This window comes from Mycobacterium sp. (genome assembly GCF_035274705.1).
Taxonomy (GTDB): domain Bacteria; phylum Actinomycetota; class Actinomycetes; order Mycobacteriales; family Mycobacteriaceae; genus Mycobacterium.
Map to the genome: position 1 here is coordinate 1 of NZ_DATENY010000034.1, position 14,988 is coordinate 14,988.

Annotated in this window: 11 protein-coding genes and 1 pseudogene; 5 read left to right on the forward strand and 7 right to left on the reverse strand. The window is 67.3% G+C overall.

Features of this window, described 5'->3' with window-relative positions; translation table 11 throughout:
- Window positions 1-592, reverse strand: a pseudogene (locus VJV41_RS08965) (hypothetical protein); the annotation flags it as partial.
- On the reverse strand, window positions 589-1,791 hold the full coding sequence (locus VJV41_RS08970) for a DUF3068 domain-containing protein (protein WP_325332949.1): 1,203 nt from the start codon (window positions 1,789-1,791) through the stop codon (window positions 589-591). The pseudogene VJV41_RS08965 and the gene VJV41_RS08970, both read right to left, overlap by 4 nt.
- A gap of 207 nt (window positions 1,792-1,998) precedes the next feature.
- Here VJV41_RS08970 and VJV41_RS08975 point away from each other — a divergent pair, with 207 nt between their 5' ends.
- Window positions 1,999-3,111 carry an acyltransferase gene (locus VJV41_RS08975; protein WP_325333003.1) on the forward strand — a complete coding sequence of 371 codons (1,113 nt, stop codon included), beginning with the start codon at window positions 1,999-2,001 and terminating at the stop codon, window positions 3,109-3,111.
- Here the strand turns inward: VJV41_RS08975 and VJV41_RS08980 are convergent.
- Genes VJV41_RS08980 through VJV41_RS08990 form a run of 3 tightly spaced genes read right to left on the reverse strand, consistent with a single transcriptional unit; the run spans window position 3,080 to window position 9,027 of the window.
- Window positions 3,080-4,546 carry an AMP-binding protein gene (locus VJV41_RS08980; RefSeq protein ID WP_325332950.1) on the reverse strand — a complete coding sequence of 489 codons (1,467 nt, stop codon included), beginning with the start codon at window positions 4,544-4,546 and terminating at the stop codon, window positions 3,080-3,082. The genes VJV41_RS08975 and VJV41_RS08980 overlap by 32 nt on opposite strands.
- Before the next feature lie 37 nt (window positions 4,547-4,583).
- Window positions 4,584-8,819, reverse strand: coding sequence for an alpha-(1->3)-arabinofuranosyltransferase (locus VJV41_RS08985; RefSeq protein WP_325332951.1), 4,236 nt, complete (start codon window positions 8,817-8,819; stop codon window positions 4,584-4,586).
- A 34-nt stretch (window positions 8,820-8,853) separates the two neighbouring features.
- Entirely contained in the window at window positions 8,854-9,027 is a 174-nt protein-coding gene (locus tag VJV41_RS08990) for a DUF2613 domain-containing protein (protein WP_325332952.1), read from the reverse strand.
- A gap of 216 nt (window positions 9,028-9,243) precedes the next feature.
- Between VJV41_RS08990 and VJV41_RS08995 the strand changes: the two genes are divergently transcribed.
- From VJV41_RS08995 to VJV41_RS09005, 3 genes are read left to right on the forward strand one after another with little or no spacing between them, the layout of a single operon-like run.
- Window positions 9,244-10,428, forward strand: coding sequence for a glycoside hydrolase family 3 N-terminal domain-containing protein (locus VJV41_RS08995; protein WP_325332953.1), 1,185 nt, complete (start codon window positions 9,244-9,246; stop codon window positions 10,426-10,428).
- 28 nt (window positions 10,429-10,456) lie between these two features.
- Entirely contained in the window at window positions 10,457-11,080 is a 624-nt protein-coding gene (locus VJV41_RS09000; RefSeq protein ID WP_325332954.1) for a TetR/AcrR family transcriptional regulator, read from the forward strand.
- A gap of 58 nt (window positions 11,081-11,138) precedes the next feature.
- On the forward strand, window positions 11,139-11,273 hold the full coding sequence (locus tag VJV41_RS09005; protein ID WP_325332955.1) for a hypothetical protein: 135 nt from the start codon (window positions 11,139-11,141) through the stop codon (window positions 11,271-11,273).
- A 40-nt stretch (window positions 11,274-11,313) separates the two neighbouring features.
- On the opposite strand, the gene VJV41_RS09010 is transcribed toward VJV41_RS09005, so the two are convergent.
- On the reverse strand, window positions 11,314-12,156 hold the full coding sequence (locus VJV41_RS09010; protein WP_325332956.1) for a MaoC/PaaZ C-terminal domain-containing protein: 843 nt from the start codon (window positions 12,154-12,156) through the stop codon (window positions 11,314-11,316).
- 1 nt (window position 12,157) lies between these two features.
- Window positions 12,158-13,510: a 3-oxoacyl-ACP reductase gene (locus VJV41_RS09015; protein WP_325332957.1), complete on the reverse strand. Its 1,353-nt coding sequence runs from the start codon at window positions 13,508-13,510 to the stop codon at window positions 12,158-12,160.
- A 75-nt stretch (window positions 13,511-13,585) separates the two neighbouring features.
- Here VJV41_RS09015 and VJV41_RS09020 point away from each other — a divergent pair, with 75 nt between their 5' ends.
- Window positions 13,586-14,887, forward strand: a complete 1,302-nt coding sequence (locus VJV41_RS09020; protein ID WP_325332958.1) for an acetyl-CoA C-acetyltransferase — start codon at window positions 13,586-13,588, stop codon at window positions 14,885-14,887.
- Window positions 14,888-14,988: the final 101 nt, after the last annotated feature.

The window sequence follows — 14,988 nt, forward strand, 5'->3', positions numbered from 1 at the left end:
GCGCGGAGCCGGGCGCGAAAACACACGTCAACGCGACCGTGGCCGCCAGCATCAAACCCGTCGGGGTCAGCCCGGCCATCGCGGTCCAGAACACCAGCGCACACATCCCAGCCCACGGCGCCGCGGTCGACGTCCGCAGTCGCAGCACCGTCGCCGCCACCCACGGTAGGCAGCCATAGCCCACCATCAGACTCCAGTGGCCCTGCAAAAGTCGTTCGGCGACATACGGATTCCAGATGGTGATCGTCACCGCGACGAACTGACCGGCCAAGCCTGCCTCGGGCACCACAAACCCCGCGAGCCGAGCCGCGCCCCATCCCGCCAGCCACAGCCCGGCCACCAGTAGCGCCTTGACCACCACACCACCGTCGGCCACCCCGGAGACCAGGGCAACGAAGAAGTCCTGTGGCAATGCCCGCGGCGCGGCCTCCGACAACCCCAGCGCCGACTCGGACAGATACGAGCGCGGCGTCGACACCGCATCGCGGAACAGAAGATAACCCGGAGACAGCAGCGGCGCCGTCACCAGTAGAGCAAGCAGCAGCGCGTAGGCCGGCGCTAGGGCGGACCGCGCCTGTATCCGCGCGATCAGACCGGTCTGTCCGGGGGCAGATCCGACGGCCGGGACGCAGGCAGTTTTTCGGTCTTGGCCTCCGCGCCCGGCACGGGCTCACCGGCGTCGTCGCGCGCGAAGAAGCGATGGTCGGCCTCGTCCAGACCCGGATCGATCAGCGCGGACTCGGCCCGCAGGCTGAACGACCCGAGCAGCGCGCCGCCGATCAGCGCCACCAAACCCAGCCCCGTGAACGTGATCGGCAGGATGCGGCCCCACAGCCCGATGCGGTCGCGCTCGTCGCGGGCGCTGGCGACCTGGGACTCCACGGTCTGTTCGGTGGAGGTGACCGTGTAGTCGACGAACGTCACCTCCGGCTTGAGGGGCTCGCGGGCGTAGTAGTGGTAGCCGTGCTCCTTGGCCTTGACGATCGTCCCCGAGACGGGGTCCACCCAGAAGGTGCGCTGCGCGGCGTAGTAGCGCGTCATGGTGATCGGTTCTTCCGGGTTGCCCGGAAGGCCCCACAGTGTCGCCCGCGCGGTGACTTGGGCGTCGGCGTCGTCGTCGTACAGCGACGAGTACTTGATCGGCTCGACCAGCTTGTTGTCGGCGTCGTAGCCGACGTTCTGGGTGAACCGATAGGTGGTCAGGCCGTTGACGTCTTCTTCACCGTCGTAGTTGGCGTCGTAGGGCTTCTGCGCGATCGGGTCGAAGTACGGATACGTCTTCTTCTCGGTGTCGACCGGGAACCGGTAAGCCAGCCCGTCGTGTGGCAGCGCGATGTTGGTCGGCGGATTCTCTTCCTCGATCGCGCGCGGCTTCTGCACCGCACCGCCGGGGTTGCTCTCGCTCGAGACCGCCATGGCGGTCTTGCGGTTGAGCGTGACCGTGTCGACCATCGCCAGCAGCAACCCGTTGTCCTGCTGCTTGTCCGACCGCCGCAGCGTGCTGCCAACCTGAAGCGTGACCACGTCGGCATTGGCCGGAGATTCCACGCTCACCTGCTGCTGCAGCGCCAGCGGGACGTTCTTGTTGACGACGAACTTGTCGCTGTTCAGTGATATGGGATCGAATGCGCTCCCGGTTCCGTCGCTGACAAGCGAGGCCTCGACGTTGAGCGGAATCTTGGCGATCTTGCCCTTGGTGTAGGTGGACAGCAACAACGCGGCGATCAGCAGGGCAGCACCGAGCCCCATGATCCCGCATGCCGCTATACGCAGCGCCACTGCGCGATTCAAACTGTGCCTCCTTCAGCCCTGGGCCAGCCGCAAACCCGTTCGACCCTAACAGCACAATTTAAGGCCGACGCTTTATCCAGGCGCTTCGGCCGACGGCCGCTTGACTACCCGTTTTCTCCTGTATTCGATCCGCCCGGCACACTGGTCGTCGTGACGGAAAGCCCAAGCGTCGGCGGGACGCGTTCGTTTTTGCCCGCCGTCGAGGGGATGCGCGCTTGCGCAGCCGTCGGCGTCGTCGTCACCCACGTCGCATTTCAGACCGGCCACACCGGTGGCATCACCGGCCGGCTGTTCGGTCGCTTCGACCTCGCCGTCGCGGTGTTCTTCGCGCTGTCGGGGTTCTTGTTGTGGCGAGGCCATGCCGCCGCCGCACGCGGACTGCGGACCGTTCCGCCGACCGGGCACTACCTGCGATCCCGCATCGTGCGGATCATGCCCGGCTACCTGGTTGCGGTCGTGGTGATTCTGACGTTGTTGCCCGACGCCAAGGCCGACCTGACGGTATGGCTGGCGAATCTGTCGCTGACCCAGATCTATGTGCCGCTGACGCTGACCGCGGGCCTTACGCAGATGTGGAGTCTGTCGGTCGAGGTCAGCTTCTACCTCGCTCTTCCGGTGCTGGCGCTGCTGGCGCGACGGCTGCCGGTGCGTGCCCGGATCCCGGCGATCGCAGCCACCGCTGTGATCAGCTTCGGGTGGGCGTTGATCCCGTTCGACGCGCCCTTCGGCGTCAACCCGTTGAACTGGCCGCCCGCCTTCTTCTCCTGGTTCGCGGCGGGCATGCTGCTCGCCGAGTTGACCGTGAACCCGATCGGCTGGCCGCACCGGCTGGCCCGTCGGCGCGTGGTGATGGCCGTGATCGCGGTCGCAGCGTTCCTGGTGGCGGCCTCGCCACTGGCCGGCCCGGAAGGGCTGACGCCGGGGACCATCAGCCAGTTCATGGTGAAGACGGCAATGGGCGCGGTCGTCGCGGCGGCCTTATTGGCTCCGCTTGTTCTGGACGCCCCGGACTCCCCGCATCGCTGGTTGGGCAACACCGCGATGGTGACGCTTGGCCGATGGTCTTATGGCCTGTTCGTCTGGCACCTGGCCGCGCTGGCGATGGTGTTCCCGGTCATCGGCGAGTTCGCCTTCAACGGGCACATGCCGGCGGTGCTGGTGCTTACGGTGGTATTCGGGTTCGCGATCGCGGCGGTCAGCTATGCGCTGGTCGAGTCGCCGTGTCGAGTTGCTTTGCGGCGATGGGAGTTTCGCAACGAGCGTCCGGTGCCGCCGTTGGACAGCGCGGTCAGGAACGTGCCCGAGCCCGTCGCGCGATGACCTCGTCGCGCACGGCGGACCGGCGCGCCTTGCCGGCATCGTCGCGCAACGGCTTGTCGCTGAACTCGACGGTGCGCGGCACCTTGTAGGACGCAATGCGCTCGGCCAGAAACGCGATTACGGCGTCTTCGTCAAGGCCGTCCGCCTGAACGATCGCGTGAGGCACCTGGCCAAGGTCCTCGTCTGGGACACCAACTGCCAAGCACGACAAGACATTCGGATGTGCGGATAGAGCCGATTCGATTTCGGCGGGGTAGACGTTGCGGCCGCCGACGGTGAACATGTCGACGCGCCGATCGTTGAGATACAGGAAGCCATCCTCATCGAAGTAGCCGAGGTCGCCCAGCGAGTCCCAGCCGTCGCGGCTCTTGGCGGTGGTGCCGACGTAGCGGTAAGTCGGCGCGCTGCCCGGTGACCGGCGCATATAGATTTCGCCTGCCACGCCCGGCGGGCATTTGTTGCCGTCGTCGTCGAGCACCTTCATCTCGCCGGCGACGACGACGCCGACCGAGCCGGGATGCTCGAGCCATTGCGAGCCGGAGATGAACGTCAGTGCCTGTAATTCGGTGCCGCCGTACAGCTCCCAGATCACCTCGGGACCCAGCAGGTCGATCCACGCCTGCTTGATGACCGGCGGGCACGGCGAGGCGAGATGCCAGAACCTCCTGATCGACGACAAGTCGTATGCGTCCGGGTTGGCGCGGTAGACCGGAAGTAGGCGCTGCATGATGGTCGGCACCGTGGTGAGGAATGTGATGCGGTACTCGGTGACCAACCGAAGAAACTCGTGCGGTTCGAATCGAGGCATCAGAACCAGATGGTGTCCCTGCACCAGGCCGACGGCGAAGGTGGTAAAGCCCGTGTTGTGGCTCAGCGGCACAGAGAGCAGGTTGACGTCGCCCTCCATTGCACCCAGCGGGTAGCCGGCCGCCGCGGGTAATCGGCTGTCGCCGCCGGCCTCGATGAGCTTGGGCCGCCCGGTGCTGCCGCCCGACGCCATCGACTTCCATACCGGCGAGACCGCCTCGGGCAGTGGCGCGTCAGACGTCGCAGGGTCAGGTGTGAAATCGCCTGGCACACTGGGCGACACAGTGTTCGGATCCTCACGCCCGACGAGCAGGGCCGGTTGCCGGAGCTTCAGCAGCGCGGTGAGTTCGGCATCGGGCATACGGGCCGACAGCGGTTGCGGCGTCGCGCCGAGCTTCCAGGCAGCGAGTACAGCTTGTACCCATTCGATCGAGTTGGGCAGCACCACCGTCACGTAGTCACCTTGTCGGACACCGAGTTCGGCGTACGCACGCGCGAGCCGGTTGGTCGCCGCATCGAGTTCACCGCGTGTGATGCTGCGGCCCTCGCAGGTGACCGCGGGCTCGTCGGGCGCCAATTCGGCCAGGCGGGCGAACTGTGTGCCGATGGGCGGGATCGGTGCGGTCATCTAGTCGATGCTAGGACGTCTCCTGGCGAACGTTCCCTTACGTATGAGATCTGAGCGAAATCTCGAGCGGTAAGGAACGTTCGTCCGGAGAGTCGACAACTGACCGCGCGCTCATCGCCACCGTGGATGCCGCAACCATCGCCACCGACGCGAGCGCCAGCAGCTGCACGCCCCAGGCGTGCCCGACATAGCCGTCGACCGAGCGCCACGGATTCTGGCTCAGCACCGCACCCGCCAGGATCAGCCCGCCTGCGGACAGCCCGACGGTGACTGCGTCGCAAAGCTTTTCGCGTCGCCGCAGCATGTATCGCAGGCCAAGTGCAGCTCCGACGGCGACGATGCCCGCCATCCCGGAGATGACCGCTCCGGCCGCCAGCACCGCGACGCCGGCAGCGGCCGGTCCTGGCCGCCATGGCCGTGCCGGCTCATCGGGCGGACGTTGTCTGCGAACAGGCAGGAACGCCAGCAGCGCCAGAAGGGGCAGCAGTGCCAGCCCGCCGATGAGTCCAGCGCGATAGAGCGTGTTGGACGAGAACGTGAGCGTGATCGGTCCTGAGGTCCCCGGCGGTATCACCCAGCCCTGCTGCCAGCCGTTCACCGTCACCGGGTTCAACTGAGAGCCGTCACCGGCGCGGGCGGTCCAGCCCGGATTGATGCTCTCGGGGACGACCAGCACACGCGCGGCGTCAGACGGCGGAACAGTCAGCTCGCGGCGGTCCGCGCTCCACGCTCCCTTCTGCGTGGGAACGGTTGTGGCCGTGTGCAATTGGCTAGCCAGCGGACCAGCCAGTTGTACGCCGTCGACGAAGAATGCTGCGCCGGGGCTGACCAGTAGCTCCTGCTGGCCGGCGGGCAGCGTGATCGGCTCGGCCCGGCAGGGCTTCGCGGCCACGGGTTGGCCGTCGAGCAGTGCGCCGACCGTCGTCGCTATCGACGTCTGCACGAACTGCCCGGCGACACCGATGATCGGGCCGCGGCCGCAGGGCAGGTCGATGCGCCGGTCCCGGTTGCGGGCCGCGTCGGCAGCGGCGATCGGAGCACCCCGCGAGTCGACCGCGGTGACTTCGGCCAGGCCGGGCGGCTTGAGCTGATCGAATCCCAGTGCCGTGCGGTCGATGACGTCGTTCCAGCCCAGCAGCGACACCCTGATGGTGTCGGTGATGTACGGCTTGAGGTCGAGTGTCTGAGCCCCGGCGTCGGCGGCCACTCGGCGCACCTGCGGACCGTCGCCGAGGTCGACGGCCACCAGCGTCGGATGGGCAGGCAGCTCCGAGGAACTCGGCGTTATCCGCACGCCGGCGACCTCGCTGCGGGTGGGCAGTTTCAACGTGAGGGTCGGCGACGTCCTGTACTGAACGACGCTCTGCGGCGCCGTCCACGCGGTGCCCGGATCGCCGTCCGCCGCGGCATAGGCCGAGCCGAGCACGTCGATCGGATCGGCGTCGCCAGTGGCCCGCGCAGCGCCCGGCGCGCTGATCAAGTCGGCCAGGTTGGGCCCTTGCCGTGCGCGCACCCACACCGTCGGTGTCACGGCGATCTGTGACGGCACGGTCAGTGTGCGACTCAGGTTCACCGGCTCCTCCGGGGACAGCGCCATCGCCGCCGCGCACCGCACCCCGTTCGGGCCGTCCGCGCAGCCCGGGCGACCAAGTAACTCCGGCCCCAGGTCCCATTGTGCGACAGCCGAATTCGTGGGCGGTCCGGGTACGTTCACCGTGTGCCGCAGGTTGATCGGATGGGCGAAGCCGTTCGCGTCGTACTGCGTGACAGAAAAGTCGGTGATGCCGAACTGCACGCCTGCCGATCCGTCCTCGGTGCCTGCGGCGGTGATGCGCACCCAGGGTGTCTCGCCGTAGGGCAGTGCGACCGTCAACGGCTTGCCGGGGTTGTCGAACCGCACCGTGCTGGTGCCGTTGATGGTGGACACCTCCATCCGGCGGACCTGCGCGCCGACAGCGGTGGCGCTGGGTGTGATCGTCAGGGTCGCGTTGGTCACCGGATGGTCGAAATCAACCTGCAGCCATTGACCGATGGCCGCCTGCAACGCATTCGACACCCAGCTGGTCGACGAGTCGGAGTCGATGGCCGCCGCCGGGCCGAGCGCCGGTGCGACGTTGGGTAGCGCGGTCGAGTCCGCCGCCGAACTCGACACGGAGATCCGTCCGCCGTTCCATTGCCCGTAGACCGAGTCGGTGCCGCGGGCGGGATAGTCGAGTACGCGGTTGAAGGTGTGCCGGGAATCGTCAGGGGAACGGATGGCCGACGAGTGATCGTCCACGCGGCCGTAGTCGGTTTCGCGCGCCAGGGGGGTGTCGGTCACGGTGACACGCGGGACCGGCAGACCTGCGCGTTGTGCGTCACCGGTCAGCAGCATCGGTCCCAACGGCGGCTGACCCAGAAGTCGTCGCCGCTCGTCGAGCCGCAGCAGTGATTCGGGCCCGCCGTCCACGCGGGCCATCGCGTCGGTGTCGACGAGATATGGGTGCATCCCCGCTGCGCCGTCCACGCGGTAGATCTCGACGGCGGGGTAGCGCGGCCGCAGCCCGCTGTCGGTGATGAATCCGGTCAGCGTGCCGGGGCCGACAGGTTCGCCGAACTGTGCCATTTTGACGAGCCCGCCCGAACCTTCTATCGCCCGGTGCACCAGCAGCGGTCGCGCCGAGCGCGACGTCTGCGGGTCTAGGTCGTTTCGCACCACGACATACGAAATACCTTGCTTTGCAAGGGTATCGGCCAAGCCTGCCGACGGCCGACCGGAGGCGAACAGTCGCTGTACCGAGTCCAGCGCGCGGATGGTCTCCGGCGGCGTCAGCGGGATCGAGTCCCGCACCCCCCATGCGCTGTTGCCAAGGACCTGGAGCGGTTCGTCGTGGCTGGTGCCCCACATCTGGGTGGCGAACGGCGCACCGGGAGCCACCAGCACTCGGCCGCCGTCGTTGTGCTCGTCGAGCCAGTCGGCTGTTTGATGCCAGTACTGCGGGATCGCGTCGAAAGCCCCTGGCGGAGTTAGCCGGCCGGTCCATGCGAGCGAAGTGGAGGCGGCCAGCGCGACGAGCACCACGACGCCCACGGCGATGCGCTTGTCGCGTTCTGGGTGAGCGAACGCGGTCATCCACTCGCCCCGTGGTGCGCTGCCCGGCAACGGAATGCGGCCCAGCAGATGCGCCAACCCGAGCGCCAGCGGCAGCCGCAACAGCGGCTCGAGTTTGTGCATGTTGCGCAGCGGTGTGCCGCCTGCATCGAGGAACGCCTGAACATAGTGGGCCACAGGCGATCCCAGCCCACCCGAATAGCCCGCGGCCAGCAGGACGACACCGATCAGCAGGATGATGATGAGCCGGCCGCGCGCAGGCACCGACCGCATTGCCAGCCCGGCGAGCCCGGCCGCCGCGACCAGCGTCGTCGCCAATACCGCGACCGATCCGGTCACCAGTGAGGCACCGGCGGTGGCGTTCGGCGCGACGAACGGTGTCCAGCGGTCGGTGCCACGCAGCATCTCGGTCAGCGACATCCACTGCGTGGTCACGCCTGAGGACTCGATGAAGTCAAGGAACGGCGGGCTGATCCGCCCCAGCAGCAAGAGCGCGACCACCCACCACAACACGGCCAGCGCCACACATGGAAGCCACCACGCGGTGAAGCGCCACCACAGCCGGTTCGGTCGGTGACAAGCCCACCAGATCACCGCGGCCAGACAGCCGGTCAGCGTGGCAACGGCATTGACCGCGCCCATCAACGCGATCGCCAAAGCAGACCGCGCCGCCATCAGCCGAACCGACCTGTCGCCCCGAAGCGCGAGGATCACCGGGAGCAGCACCCAAGGCGCGAGCATCATCGGCAGAGTCTCCGACGAGATCGCGCCCAGCGTGGTGAGCACACGCGGCGACAGCGCGAACGCGGCCGCGGCAACGACGCGCGACGTCGGACTACCGATGCCGAGCGCCTCGGCCACCCGCAGCAGGCCCCAGAAACCGACAATCAGCAGCAGTGCCCACCACAGTCGCTGGGTCACCCAGCCGGGCAGCCCCACCGCATCGCCGAGCACAAAGAACGCCCCATGCGGGAACAGATAGCCGTAGGCCTGGTTCTGCGCCTGGCCGAAGGGCAGCTCGCTGTTCCACAGGTTGAACGCACGGGCCAGGAACCGCAGCGGGTTGGCGGTCAGGTCCAGCTTGGTGTCGGGCGAAATCTGTCCGGGCGACTGGGCAAAAGTCAGGAGCAGCGCCGCCGCGGCGGCCACCCACAACCAGCGCCGCGACAGCGGCTGGCGCACACTAGCGTCCGAGGACAGCGAAGCTGTCCACAGATTAGGTTCGGTCGCCGTACTCAACCCTGTTGAGCACTGACGACGCCGGATCGCCCGGTTGCAGCGGCGGCTTGCTGTCCTGCTGCACCATCAGCGTCACTCCGAATATGGCCGCCGCACCCAGCAGCAGGCCGACGACGATGCTGGCCGCGGCGGGCACGAGAAACCGGTCCATGCGGCCAACGTAGCAGACAATGTTTTGCGTGCCGCCGCCCGAACGTGTCCTCTGGCGCTCGGGAACGTGCTGCGTGTGGGTCGGTTATGACGACGCCCGGACCTGGCTTGACGACCACGGCATCGATAGTTATCTCGGCTCCAACTGAAGCTGATCGGTATGGTCTGCCACCCAGCCCGCGAGACGGCCGTCACTCGCGCATGACAGCATGGCCGAATGGCCTTGCCTCGTCGACTCTGTGTTTTGGCGGCGCTGTCCTCTCTTCTTGCGGCCTGTTCGTCGCCGGCGCAGACCCCCGGCCCTTCGTCGTCGATGCCGTCTCCGACCATGGCCGCGACCGTCGCGCCGGGTCCCGCTCCGGCAGGCTTACCTGTCGCTCCTGCCTGTGGTGACGGTGAGGCCCTGCTGGCGGGCATGTCGACGCGCGACAAACTGGCCCAGCTGGTCATGGTCGGCGTCAAGGACGCCGCGGACGCGCGCGCGGTCGTCGACACCCATCACGTCGGTGGCATCTTCATTGGCAGCTGGACTGACATGTCGATGCTGTCGGACGGCACACTGGCCGACATCGCGTCCGTGGGCCCGCTGCCGCTCGCTGTCAGCGTCGACGAAGAAGGCGGCCGCGTATCGCGGCTGGCCGGGCTGATCGGCAGCCAGCCGTCGCCGCGCGTGCTCGCCGCCAGCCACACGCCTGAAGAGGTGTACAACATCGCCCTGCAGCGCGGTCAGGCGATGCGCAAGCTGGGCATCACCATTGACTTCGCGCCGGTCGTCGACGTCACCAATGCGCCCGACGACACGGTGATCGGTGACCGCTCGTTCGGCGCCGACCCAACGGCGGTCACCGACTACGCCGGCGCGTACGCCCGCGGACTGCGCGACGCGGGCCTGCTGCCTGTGCTCAAGCACTTCCCCGGACACGGCCACGGCTCGGGCGACTCGCACACCGGCAGCGTCGTCACCCCGCCCGTCGCGGATCTGCAGACCAACGATCTGATCCCGTACCGCACGCTGACCACCCAAGCGCCGGTCGCCGTGATGGTCGGACACATGCAGGTGCCCGGGCTGACCGGCAGCGACCCGGCGAGCCTCAGCCCGGCCGCATACGCGCTGCTGCGCTCGGGCGACTACGGCGGCCCTGGGTTCAACGGGCCGGTCTTCACCGACGACCTGTCGTCCATGCAGGCGATCAGCGATCGTTTCGGCGTGGCGGAGGCCGCGCTGCGTGGTTTGCAGGCCGGCGCCGACGTCGCGTTATGGGTTACGACGGATGAGGTGCCTGCGGTCCTGGACCGGCTGGAGAAAGCGCTCGCGGCCGGCGAGTTGACGATGTCGGGCGTCGACGCGTCTGTGCTGAGGATCGCCGGTGTGAAGGGGCCGAATCCACGCTGCGGCCGCTGATCGGCCACCCATTGCTTACCCTTGAGCAATGGCCGGAGGTACGAAGCGTTTGCCGCGCGCCGTGCGCGAGCAGCAGATGCTCGACGCCGCGGTGCAGATGTTCTCGGTCAACGGCTATCACGAGACGTCGATGGACGCGATCGCCGCCGAGGCCCAGATCTCCAAGCCGATGTTGTATCTGTACTACGGCTCCAAGGAGGAGCTGTTCGGCGCGTGCCTGGATCGTGAGCTGCAACGGTTCGTCGATGAGGTCCGCCAGACGATCGACTTCACGCAGAGCCCGAAAGATCTGCTGCGCAACGCCGTTCTGGCATTCCTGAACTACATCGACACCAACCGGGCATCGTGGATGGTGCTGTATACGCAGGCCACCAGCTCACAGGCGTTCGCCCACACCGTGCGCGAAGGACGAGAGCGGATCATCGAGCTCGTCGGCAGGCTGCTGCGCTCTGGCACCCGTCACCCCGAGCCCGACACCGACTTCGACATGATGGCCGTGGCATTGGTGGGCGCGGGTGAGGCGGTGGCCACCCGCGTCAGCACTGGCGAGGCCGACGTCCACGAGGCCGCGGAGCTGATGATCGACCTGTTCTGGCGCGGCTTGAAGGGAACGCCTTCGGATAAAGACGCTCAGGCGGTGGCGTCCAACTAAGCTCGCGCCCGATGAACGTCATCACATCTGTTGTTTGCATGGGCGCCACATTCTCGATGTGCTGGTCCGTCCGGTGTCGGAGATTCCTTCTGGGCAGGACACGGCGTTGGTCGAGCAGGGATTAGGCAGCGATCACGGCGATTTCGACCTCGCCGGCGCCGACGCCTTCGCCGAAACTGCGGGGAGATCGTAAAAGTCGACGAAATCGCGATCTCCCCGCAGTCTCGGCGAACTTAAAGAGCGGTCACCGTGCCCTTCAGATGCGGGTCACCCTTCGTCAAGTGCCGCAGCGTGAGCTCCCACCCCTCGGACACGCGATCGACGTAAAGCCCTGCGCGGGCCGGCAGCACCACTGGCTTGGCAAAGCGCACCGAATACCTAACTGCATCCGGCAGCTGGCCCTCGATGTTCGCCAAAACGGCTGCGGCCGTGAACATCCCATGCGCAATCACCGTCGGGAAGCCGAACAGCTTCGCCGCGATCGGGTTGGTGTGGATCGGATTATGGTCACCGCCGACCGAGGCGTAGTGGCGGATCTGTCCCGGAGTGATCCGCAGCACCGCGTTCGGCGGCCCCGGCTTGCGCTGTTTCTGCGGCGGCGGCTTCGGCTCGTCGGACAAGCTGGTCCGCTGCTGGTGCAGGAACGTCGTCACCTGATGCCACGCCTTGTCGTTCCCGACGCTGATGTCGGTCACCACGTCGACCAGCAGCCCGCGGCGGTGCTCACGCAGGTTCTCCGCGTGCACACGTGCGGAGACGGTATCGCTCACCAGAATCGGCCGGTACTGCTTGATGTGGTTTTCGATGTGCACCGAACCCATTGCGGCGAACGGAAAGTCGAAGCCCGTCACCAACGACATCACCGTCGGGAACGTCAACGCGAACGGGTACGTCAGCGGCACCTTGTCGCCAAATCGCAAGCCGGTGACGTTCGCATAGTCGGCCACGTTCGCCGGGTCGATCGTCAGCTCGTCGACAGTCAGCGTGCGATCGGGCAACGCGTCGCCCCGCGGCACGAACGGCAGCGCCCCCGCCGCAGCGCGCACCAGGTTCATCAGACCCGACGGTTGCGTCACCTCATGCTCCCAGCCACGCCTGGCCACACACCCGGATCGTGTTGCCCGTCACGGCATTCGACGCCGGGCTGGCGAAGTAGGCGATCGTCTCGGCGACGTCGACGGGCTTGCCGCCCTGATACAGCGAGTTGAGCCGACGGCCGACCTCACGGGTCGCCAGGGGAATCGCCTCAGTCATCTTGGTCTCGATGAACCCGGGCGCGACGGCGTTGACCGTGACGTTCTTGTCGGCGTAGGCGGCGGCCAGAGACTCCGTCAGCCCGATCATCCCCGCCTTGGTCGCGGCGTAATTGGTCTGCCCACGGTTGCCCGCGATGCCCGCCATCGACGACAGCCCGACGATACGACCCCCTTCGCCGAGGGTGTTGTTGTGCACCAAGCCCTCGGCAAGCCGAAGCGGCGCAAGCAAATTCACCGCCAGCACCGAATCCCAGCGGGCTTCGTCCATGTTGGCCAGCAGCTTGTCGCGGGTGATGCCCGCATTGTTGATCAGCACATCGGCCCGACCGCCGTGGACGTCACGCAGATGCTCGGTGATCTTGTCGACGGCGTCCTCGGCGGTCACGTCCAGCGTCAGGGCCGTACCGCCGACCTTCGACGCGGTCTGACCCAGCGCCTCGGCCGCCTCTTCTATGTCGATGCAGACCACCTTGGCCCCGTCCCGCGAAAACACCTCGGCGATCGTCGCGCCGATACCCCGCGCGGCGCCCGTCACGATCGCGACCTTGCCGTCCAGCGGCCTGTCCCAGTCGGCCGGAGGCGCCGAATCGGCCGCGCCGACCCGGAACAGCTGCCCGTCGACATAGGCCGACTTCCCCGACAGGACGAACCGCATCGTCGACTCCACGCCGGTCGCGGCGGGCTTGGCGTAGGGGGAGAGGTGCACCAGGTTGACGGTCGCACCGCGCCGCATCTCCTTGGCCAGCGAGCGGGTGAACCCCTCGAGCGCCCGCTGCGCGATTCGTTCATGAGCGCTGCCGGTCTCCTGCGGCGTGGTGCCGACGACGACGACCCGACCCGACGGCCCCAGGTTGCGCAGCAGCGGGGTGAAGAACTTGTACAGACCCTTCAGTCCCGCGGGCTCGGTGATGCCCGTCGCATCGAACACCAGTCCGCCGAACGAATCCGCCCAGCGGCCCCCGAGGTTATTGGACACGACGTCGTAGTCCTCGGCCAGTGCGGTGCGCAGAGGCTCGGCGACGCGGCCCTCTCCGCCGATCAGCAGCGTGCCGGCCAGCGGCGGTTCTTCGGGCTTGTAGCGGCGCAACGTCTCGGGCTGCGGGATGCCGAGCTGCTTGGCGAGGAACGATCCCGGTGTCGAGTGAACGATTTGGGAATACAGATCGGTAGCCATGGGACGAACTTACTCCAGAGTAAGAACGGTGGGTAGTATGGCCATAGAGAACCCAACAACTTCAGGCAGGCAAACGTGGCAAGCAGCACAATTAGCCGACGGGTCGCGGTCCTCGGCGGCAACAGGATTCCGTTCGCGCGCTCGGACGGCGCGTACGCCAACGCATCCAACCAGGACATGTTCACCGCTGCGCTGGGTGGACTGATCGACCGCTTTAACCTGGACGGCGAGAAGCTCGGCGCGGTGATCGGCGGCGCGGTGCTCAAGCACAGCCGCGACTTCAACCTGATGCGCGAATGCGTGCTGGGCAGTTCACTGTCGTCGTACACGCCGGCGTTCGACCTTCAGCAGGCCTGCGGGACCGGTCTGCAGGCGACGATCGCCGCGGCCGACGGGATCGCGGCGGCCCGCTACGACGTGGCCGCGGCCGGCGGCGTGGACACCACGTCGGATGCGCCGATCGCGTTCGGCGACGACTTCCGTCGCGTGCTGCTTGGCCTGCGCCGCGCCAAGTCGAACGTCGACCGGCTCAAGCTCGTCGGCAAGCTGCCCGCATCGCTGGGTGTGGAGATACCGGTCAACAGCGAGCCGCGAACAGGGCTGTCGATGGGCGAGCACCAGGCCATCACCGCCAAGCAGATGGGCATCAAGCGCGTCGACCAGGACGAGCTCGCGGCAGCCAGTCACCGCAACATGGCCGCCGCCTACGACCGTGGCTTCTTCGACGACCTCGTCACGCCGTTCCTTGGCGTGTACCGCGACAACAATCTGCGTCCGGATTCGTCGGCCGAGAAGCTCGCGAACCTCAAGCCGGTGTTCGGCGTCAAGGCCGGTGACGCGACGATGACGGCAGGCAATTCGACGCCGCTGACCGACGGCGCTTCGGTGGCGCTGCTGGCGACGCCGGAGTGGGCCGCCGCGCATTCGATCGAACCGCTGGCCTACTTCGTCGACGCCGAGACCGCGGCCGTCGACTACGTCAACGGCAAGGATGGCCTGCTGATGGCACCGACCTATGCGGTGCCGCGGCTGCTGGCCCGGAACGGCCTTAGCCTGCAGGACTTCGACTTCTACGAGATCCACGAGGCGTTCGCGTCGGTGGTGCTGTGCCACCTGCAGGCGTGGGAGTCCGAGGAGTACTGCAAGGAGCGGCTTGGCTTGGATAAGGCTCTGGGCCGCATCGACCGGTCGAAGCTGAACGTCAACGGCTCGTCGATCGCGGCGGGTCACCCGTTCGCCGCCACCGGCGGGCGGATCGTCGCTCAGCTGGCCAAGCAGCTCGCCGAGAAGAAACAGGAAACCGGCCAGCCGGTCCGGGGCCTGATTTCGATCTGCGCGGCCGGTGGGCAGGGCGTCGCCGCGATTCTCGAGGCGTAGAAAAAACTTCGGAAAAAACTTTCGGGGAGTGTGTAACGGCCGCGAGGGGGTAGTCGATACACGTGGTAGCTCCGTGTTGCCGTCTGACCCCCCGACCCGAC